The sequence below is a fragment of the Blastococcus sp. SYSU DS0541 genome (assembly GCF_054050875.1).
Map to the genome: position 1 here is coordinate 82,173 of NZ_JBJHAD010000019.1, position 6,052 is coordinate 88,224.

A 6,052-nucleotide genomic window follows, 5' to 3' on the forward strand; every position below is an offset into this window, starting at 1 on the left:
CGGTCAGGCCGAGCGGCGGACGGCCGCGTCGGCGCCCGCCCCCACCTCGGCCAGCCGGTCGTCGATGTCGAAGTAGCGCGGCAGCGGGCGGGACCGGTGCAGCCCCGCCCACCGGCAGGAGCGGCGGCCGCGCAGCTCGCGGGTGTCGCGGACGGCGTCGTTGTAGAAGCGGCGGGCGAGGGCGACCCGGGTCTGGGTGCCCGCCAGGTCGCCGCGCAGCGCGGCGGGGACGCCGGGCAGGTCGGGCGGGAGCTCGCGCAGCTGGTGGCCGAGCGCGTTCTCCACCAGCTCCCGGTCTCCCGCGCCGCGGGCGCCCCGTGCCTCGGCGGCGACGGCGGCCAGCCGGACGCGGACGTCGTGCCGCAGGGCGGCGGGGTGCTCGCGGGCCAGCTCCTCGGCCAGGCGAGCGCGGCGCTGCAGCTGGGCGTCCAGCGTCGCCCACGCCCGGTCGACCCGCGCGGACAGCCGCCGCAACCGGGTGAGGGTCCACCCGGTCCAGGCCACCAGGAGCAGGAGCACTCCGGCGGCGAGCAGCAGCCAGTCCTGGGGCGTCACGGTCCCCGAGGCTAGCGGCGCGGGCGCCGGATGCGGGGACGTCCGGCCGCGGTACCGGTCGGGGGGACCCCGGGGAAGTCGTGCTCGGGCGCGGCGGTCACCACGCCGCCACCGGGCGGGAGCACCGTCTCGTAGACCGCGAGGATGCGCCGGGCGAGCACCTGCCAGTCGTACGCCGCGGCCACCCGCGAGCCGCGCGCGGCCAGCTCGGCGCGCCGGCCGGGGTCGGCGAGCAGGTCCGACAGCGCCCGCCCGAGGGCGCCGGGGTCGTCCCGGCGCACCACCACGCCGGCCGCGCCGTCGTCCAGCACCCGGACGAAGGCGTCGAGGTCGCTGGCGACGACCGGCGCCCCCGCGGCCATCGCCTCGATGAGGATCACGCCGAAGGACTCGCCGAGCAGGTTCGGCGCGCAGTAGACGTCGACGCTGCGCAGCATCGCCGCCTTGTCCGCCTCCGACACCTCCCCCAGCAGCGTCACGTGCGGTCGGAGATCGGTGCCGACCATCGACCACAGCTGGTCGGCGTCCCCGCGGCCGGCGATGAGAAGGCGCGCGCCCGGGTGCGCCCGCACGACGGTGCGCATGGCCTCGAGCAGCACCGGCAGGCCCTTGCGCGGCTCGTCGAAGCGCCCCACGAAGCCGACCGTCGGCGGGCCGTCGCCCCGCGGGCGCCCGGTCAGCGTGGGCCCCTCGGCGAAGAACCCGACGTGCACGCCGTTGGGGATGATCACCGCGTCCCCGCCCAGGTGCTCGACCTGCACCCGGCGGGCGAAGTCGGAGACGGCGATCCGCCCGGCGATGCGCTCGAGCCAGGGACGGACCATCGGCCCGAGGACGGCGAGCACCTTGGACCGGGTGGTGGCGGTGTGGAACGTCGCCACGATCGGCCCCCGGGCGATCATGCACACCAGGAGGGACACCGACGGCGACGACGGCTCGTGCACGTGGACGACGTCGAAACGGCCCTCGCGCAGCCAGCGGCGCACCCGCGCGGCCGACACCGGCCCGAACTGCAGGCTGGCCATCGAGCCGTTGTACGGCACCGGGACGGTGCGGCCGGCGAAGGTGAGGAAGGGGTCGGTGATCGACTCCTCGTGCTGCGCGGGGGTGAGCACCTCGACGTGGTGACCCATGCCGCGCAGCGTTCCGGCCAGGTCGCGCACGTGGTACTGGACGCCGCCGGGGACGTCCCACCGGTAGGGGGAGACCAGGCCGATGCGCATCAGGCGGTCGCCTCCGAGCGGGGCGGGTCGGGCGGGACGTCGGGCCAGATCCGGCCGAGCACGTGCCAGTCCTCGGGGCGCTCGGCGATACCGGCGGCGAACACGTCGGCGACCCGCTGCATCGCCGTCGTCACCCGGTCGGCGAGCCGGCCGGGACCCCGCACCGGCACCTCCGGGTGCACGCACATCCGCCACCCGGACGGCGTGAACTGGCAGACGGCCGGGATCAGCGCGGCGTTCGTGCGGTCGGCGAGCAGCGCCGCCCCACCGGGCACGGTGGCCGCCCGCCCGAAGAACGTCACCGGGACCCCGCCGGCGCCGAGGTTCCGGTCGACCAGCAGGCAGGCGACGCCGCCGCCGGCGAGCCACCCGCGCAGCACCTCCGAGCTCGGCCGCTCCCCGCCGGTGAGCGGCACCACCCGGAAGCCCAGGGACTCGCGGTAGTCGAGGAAGCGCCGGTAGAGGGACTCGGGGCGCAGCCGCTCGGCGACCGTCATGAACGGCCCGTCCAGCCAGTCGGTGAACCAGGCGCCGGCGGCGTCCCAGTTGCCGCTGTGCGGCAGCGCCACGACGACCCCGCGCCCCTCGGCGCGGGCGCGGGCGATGTGCTCGATCCCGGGGACGTCGCTGTCTCGGCGGATCCGCTCCGCGGTCAGCGTCGGCAGCCGGAACGCCTCCTGCCAGTAGCGGGCGTAGGAGCGCATCGCCCGGCGGGTCAGCTCGTCGAGCTCGGCGTCGGTCAGCCGGTCGCCGGTGACCACGCGCAGGTTGGCCCGCAGCTGGCGGACACCCCTGCCGTCGCGCGCGGCGGCCCAGTCCCCGGCCCGGTCGAACAGCCCACGCGCGGCCGGCTCCGGCAGCATCCGCACCGCCCGCCAGCCGGCCGCGTAGCCCGCGTCGGACAGCTGCCCGGCCAGCCGCGCCCGGGCGCCGGTCACGGCGTGATCCGCCGGCCGTCGGCTGCCCGCTTCACCGCCAGGACGCGCTGGGCCACCGTCACCGCGCTGCCGGCCAGGAGCACCCAGAGCGCGACGTGCACGGCGTACGGGATGCCCAGCCCGGTGAACCCGGTGCCGGTCAGCACGAGGATCAGCCGCTCGGTCCGCTCGACGACCCCGACGTCGCAGGCCAGGCCCATGCCCTCGGCGCGGGCCTTGATGTAGCTGGTGAGCACGCCCAGGACCAGGCAGAGCAGGGCCAGCAGCACCAGCAGCCGGTTGTCGCCGCTGCCGGAGAACCACCAGACCAGCGCGCCGAAGATGGCGGCGTCGGCGGCGCGGTCGCCGGTGGAGTCCAGCACCGCGCCGAAGACCGAGCCACCGCCGCGGAGCCGGGCCAGCGCCCCGTCGAGCATGTCGAGCAGGACGAACGCCGTGACGGTGAACGCGCCCCAGAAGAGGTGGCCGGTGGCGATGAGGCCGGCGGCCCCGGCGATCGCGCCGACCGTGCCGGTGATGGTCACCATGTCCGGGGTGACCCCGACGCGGGCCAGCCGCGCGGCCAGCGGGTTGACCACCTTGGCCACCACGGGCCGGGCGTTGACGCCGAGCACTCAGGCCTCCGTCCTGCTGGCGTGGTCGGCCCAGGCCGCGGCGAGCAGGGTGCGCGTCTCGCCCAGCACCTGCGGCAGCACGCGCGTGAGCCCCACGACCGGCATGAAGTTGGTGTCCCCACCCCAGCGCGGCACGGCGTGCTGGTGCAGGTGGTCGGCGATGCCCGCGCCCGCGACGGCGCCCTGGTTCATCCCGATGTTGAACCCGTGCGCCCCGGTCACCGCGCGCACCACCCGCATCGCCGTCTGGGTGAAGGCACCCAGCTCGGCGACCTCCTCGGCGGTGAGGTCGGTGTAGTCCGGCACGTGCCGGTACGGCACGAGCATCAGGTGACCGGCGTTGTACGGGTACAGGTTGAGGACGGCGAACACCGACGCCCCCCGCGCCACGACCAGCCCCTCCTCGTCGCCGAGCGTGGGGATGACGCAGAACGGGCAGTCGTGCGCCCCGGTGGGCTTGCCCTCGCCGCGGATGTAGGCCATCCGGTAGGGCGTCCACAGGTGCTCGAACACCGTCGCCGGGCCGCCGTCGTCGGAGGACACCGGCACCTGGTAGGGGGCGTTGTCCTCGCTCATCCGGGGACCGCCGCGGTCTCCGCCGTCGGGTCGGCGTTGCTGCGGGCCGCGATCCAGGCGGCGATCCGCTCGACGGCGGCGTCGACGGCGACCCCGTTGTCCTGGCTGCCGTCGCGGAAGCGGAAGGAGACCGCCCCGGCCTCGGCGTCGGTGGCCCCGGCGATGAGCACGAAGGGCACCTTCTGCTTCGACGCGGTCCGGATCTTCTTCTGCATGCGGTCGTCGGAGTCGTCGATCTCCACCCGGATGCCGCGGGCGCGCAGCTCCAGCGCGACGTCGGTCAGGTAGGGCACCTGGTCGTCGGTGACCGGGATGCCCACCACCTGCACCGGGGCCAGCCAGGCCGGGAAGGCGCCGGCGTAGTGCTCGGTGAGGACGCCGAAGAACCGCTCGATGGAGCCGAACTTCGCCGAGTGGATCATCACCGGCTGCTGGCGGGAGCCGTCGGCGGTCGTGTACTCCAGGCCGAAGCGGGCGGGCTGGTTGAAGTCGTACTGGATGGTCGACATCTGCCAGGTGCGGCCGATGGCGTCGCGCGCCTGCACGGAGATCTTCGGGCCGTAGAACGCCGCGCCACCCGGGTCGGGCACGAGCTCCAGGCCGGTCTCGCGGGCAGCCGCCTCGAGCACGGCGGTGGCCTCCGCCCACTGCTCGTCGGAGCCGATGAACTTCTCCGACTCCCCACGGGTGGAGAGCTCCAGGTAGTAGTCGTCCAGGCCGAAGTCGCGCAGCAGGCTGAGCACGAAGTCCAGCAGGTGCCGCACCTCCCCCGGCGCCTGCTCCGGGGTGACGTAGCTGTGCGAGTCGTCCTGGGTGAGCCCGCGCACGCGGGTGAGGCCGTGGACGACGCCCGACTTCTCGTACCGGTAGACCGACCCGAACTCGAAGAAGCGCAGCGGCAGCTCGCGGTAGGACCGCCCGCGCGACCGGAAGATCAGGTTGTGCATCGGGCAGTTCATGGCCTTGAGGTAGTACGTCGAGTTCTCCAGGTCCATGCCCGGGAACATCGTGTCCTCGTAGTAGGGCAGGTGCCCCGAGGTCTCGAACAGCCCGCCCTTGCTGATGTGCGGGGTGCCGACGTAGTCGAAGCCCTCCTCGATGTGGCGACGGCGGACGTAGTCCTCCATCTCCCGCTTCACCACACCGCCCTTGGGGTGGAAGACCACCAGGCCGGAGCCGATCTCGTCGGGGAAGCTGAACAGGTCCAGCTCCACGCCCAGCCGGCGGTGGTCGCGCCGCTCGGCCTCGGCCAGGTGCTCCAGGTACGCCTTGTGCGCGTCCTTGCTCTCCCATGCGGTGCCGTAGACGCGCTGCAGCTGCGGGTTCTTCTCGCTGCCCCGCCAGTAGGCCGCCGCGGACCGGGTGAGGGAGAACGCCGGGATGCTGCTGGTGCGCGGCAGGTGGGGGCCGCGGCACAGGTCGGTCCACACGCGGTCGCCGGTGCGGGCGTCGAGGTTGTCGTACATGGTCAGCTGCGCGCCGCCGACCTCGACGGAGGCGCCATCCTCCGAGGACGCAGCCTCGCCGCCCTTCAGCCCGATGAGCTCGAGCTTGAACGGCTCGTGCGCGAGCTCGGCCTGGGCGTCGGCGTCGCTGATCTCCCGGCGGGAGAAGCGCTGCCCGGCGCGGACGATCTCGGTCATCTTCTTCTCGAGGGCCTGCAGGTCCTCGGGGGTGAAGGGGCGCTCGGGGTCGAAGTCGTAGTAGAAGCCGTTCTCGACCGGCGGGCCGATGCCCAGCCGGGTGCCGGGGAAGAGCTCCTGCACGGCCTGGGCGAGCACGTGGGCGGCCGAGTGGCGGATGACCGCCCGCCCGTCCGCGCTGGCCGCCGCGACGGCCTCGACCTCGGCGTCGGCGTCCGGGGTCCAGGCGAGGTCCTTGAGATCACCGGTGGCCACCTCGCGGACGACGACCGCGCCGTCGGGGCCCTTCAGCGGGACACCGGCCGCCTTGAGCGCGTCCTGCGCCGTCGTCCCGGCCGGCACCCGGATCGGTCCGACGGCGGTGGGCGAGGGCTGGGTGGACACGAGATGCTCCAGGGATCGGGACGGCGGGGGGGGGGGGGGGGGCCGGCGCCGGGGCCCCCCCCACGGCGCCCCCCCCGCCGTACCCGACCACCACCACACCCCCCGCCCCCCCCCCCCCA

6 protein-coding genes are annotated in these 6,052 nt (G+C 74.8%); all 6 read right to left on the reverse strand.

The window, feature by feature from the left end:
* Positions 1 to 3: 3 nt before the first annotated feature.
* From ACI794_RS18095 to thrS, 6 genes are read right to left on the reverse strand one after another with little or no spacing between them, the layout of a single operon-like run.
* Entirely contained in the window at positions 4 to 555 is a 552-nt protein-coding gene (locus ACI794_RS18095; RefSeq protein WP_456617048.1) for a hypothetical protein, read from the reverse strand.
* Positions 556 to 566: 11 nt separating this feature from the next.
* A complete protein-coding gene (locus ACI794_RS18100) occupies positions 567 to 1,778 on the reverse strand; it encodes a glycosyltransferase family 4 protein (RefSeq protein WP_456601955.1) in 1,212 nt (403 codons plus the stop codon).
* On the reverse strand, positions 1,778 to 2,716 hold the full coding sequence (locus ACI794_RS18105; RefSeq protein ID WP_456617049.1) for a phosphatidylinositol mannoside acyltransferase: 939 nt from the start codon (positions 2,714 to 2,716) through the stop codon (positions 1,778 to 1,780). The genes ACI794_RS18100 and ACI794_RS18105 overlap by 1 nt, the downstream gene beginning before the upstream one ends.
* The gene (pgsA, locus tag ACI794_RS18110; protein ID WP_456617050.1) at positions 2,713 to 3,330 is read right to left on the reverse strand and encodes a phosphatidylinositol phosphate synthase; all 618 of its coding nucleotides are present in this window, start codon (positions 3,328 to 3,330) and stop codon (positions 2,713 to 2,715) included. Before pgsA ends, ACI794_RS18105 begins: the two co-directional genes overlap by 4 nt.
* Positions 3,331 to 3,906 (reverse strand): HIT family protein, encoded by a 576-nt coding sequence (locus tag ACI794_RS18115; RefSeq protein WP_456617051.1) that lies wholly within the window; start codon positions 3,904 to 3,906, stop codon positions 3,331 to 3,333. It abuts the gene before it with no gap.
* Positions 3,903 to 5,933, reverse strand: coding sequence for a threonine--tRNA ligase (gene thrS / locus ACI794_RS18120; protein ID WP_456601951.1), 2,031 nt, complete (start codon positions 5,931 to 5,933; stop codon positions 3,903 to 3,905). The genes ACI794_RS18115 and thrS overlap by 4 nt, the downstream gene beginning before the upstream one ends.
* Between the last annotated feature and the right edge of the window lie 119 nt (positions 5,934 to 6,052).

Coding starts and splice junctions, on each gene's coding strand:
- ACI794_RS18100 (WP_456601955.1), bottom strand. CDS start 1,778: ATGCGCATCGGCCTGGTCTCCCCCTACCGGTGGGACGTCCCCGGCGGC.
- ACI794_RS18115 (WP_456617051.1), bottom strand. CDS start 3,906: ATGAGCGAGGACAACGCCCCCTACCAGGTGCCGGTGTCCTCCGACGAC.